This window comes from Bradyrhizobium altum, assembly GCF_020889705.1.
In the GTDB taxonomy this organism is placed as follows: domain Bacteria; phylum Pseudomonadota; class Alphaproteobacteria; order Rhizobiales; family Xanthobacteraceae; genus Bradyrhizobium; species Bradyrhizobium altum.
The window spans coordinates 1-1,279 of sequence record NZ_JACMYP010000545.1 but is presented as its reverse complement, the minus strand read 5'-3'; the positions used below and the strand labels follow the sequence as shown (position 1 = coordinate 1,279).

At 62.7% G+C, this 1,279-nt stretch carries 2 protein-coding genes and 1 pseudogene; 2 read left to right on the top strand and 1 reads right to left on the bottom strand.

What is annotated here, in order from left to right; all coding sequences use genetic code 11:
- Window positions 1-349: pseudogene (locus H8B02_RS47260) on the top strand (arylsulfatase); the annotation flags it as partial.
- A 98-nt stretch (window positions 350-447) separates the two neighbouring features.
- Here the strand turns inward: H8B02_RS47260 and H8B02_RS47255 are convergent.
- A complete protein-coding gene (locus H8B02_RS47255) occupies window positions 448-1,044 on the bottom strand; it encodes a TetR/AcrR family transcriptional regulator (protein WP_229172508.1) in 597 nt (198 codons plus the stop codon).
- A gap of 88 nt (window positions 1,045-1,132) precedes the next feature.
- Here H8B02_RS47255 and H8B02_RS47250 point away from each other — a divergent pair.
- Window positions 1,133-1,279 (top strand): enoyl-CoA hydratase-related protein (locus H8B02_RS47250; protein ID WP_229172509.1); only part of this gene is annotated, 147 nt, incomplete at its 3' end.

Genomic DNA, 1,279 nt, shown 5'->3' with positions numbered 1-1,279 from the left:
CGAAAGCGAGCTGGGGGCCGTGCGCATCGACGACTACAAGTATCGCTTCATCGACCAACCCGGCGGTTGGCTCGGTGAAAAAGCCAAGGTTGACGTGCCCTACCTGATCAACCTTCGCCTTGATCCGTTCGAGCGAACGGGCTGGCCCGATAGCGGGACAAAATACGGCGCGCAACAATACTTCGACTGGTTCAAATATGAGTTCTGGCGATTCGTGTTCGTCCAGCAGGAGGTCGAGAAGCTGGCCATGACCGCGATCGAGTTCCCGCCGATGCAGAAGGGCGCGAGCTTCAATCTCGATGCTGTGAAGGCGAAAATCGAGGCCGCCAGGACGGCAATGGCCAAGTGAGATCCATAATCGTGTTGGGCGGCTTCCATGCCGCCCAACACCGTCTCCTCCGGCTCGCCTTTTCAGAGCGAAGCGGACGGGCCTCATGAGCGCACGCCCTACCCTTGTTTCCGCCGCGGCTTCCCTAACGCCGTCTCGATCAGCGTGCGCGCGGCCTCACCGGCGGTTTCCATATAGCTCGCGTCGCGATGCAGAAGCACCACGGCGAATGATCCATCCAGCAGCAACAGGATCTGCCGCGCCAGTTTCAGCGGATCGGCGATCCCCTGCTCCGCGAAGGTCGTGCGCAGCCAGTCCTCGAACTTCTTCTTGTGCGCGGCGCCGATCCTGATCGCGGGATGACCTGGCATGTTGGCGAGCTCGGCGGAGGTGCGCAGGAAGCCGCAGCCTTTCCATTTCGGGTGCCGGGCCGAGCGCGCGAGGTTCTTGAAGATCGCCTCGACCTTCACCGGCAGGCCGCCCTCGGCCTCGGCGAACCATTTTCGGAACAGCGCGAGATTGGGCTGGTCGCGCGCGGAAAGGTAGGCGGCGACCAGGTCGTCCTTGCTCTTGAAGTGATAGTACAGCGTGCGCTTGGTGAGGCCGGCCTTGGCGGCGATCTCGTCGACGCTGACGCGGCGGATGCCTTCACTGTAGAACAGCGAATTCGCCGCCTGGATGATGCGCTCGCGGGTCGGCTCGGAGGGTCTGGGCATTCCGCGTATGTATACTAACCAGTGAATATACACAAATTCCGCCAGCCTCTAGGTTCGCGCGACGAACACCAATGCCGGAGACTGCGCCATGCCCGACCCCATCCTGCTCGCCATCGACGACGGGATCGCCCTGATCACCCTGAATCGCCCCGCGCAGCTCAACGCGCTCAATTACGCGCTGATCGATCAGCTGATGGCGGCGCTCGACCGCATCGAGGGCGACGCCGGCGTGCGG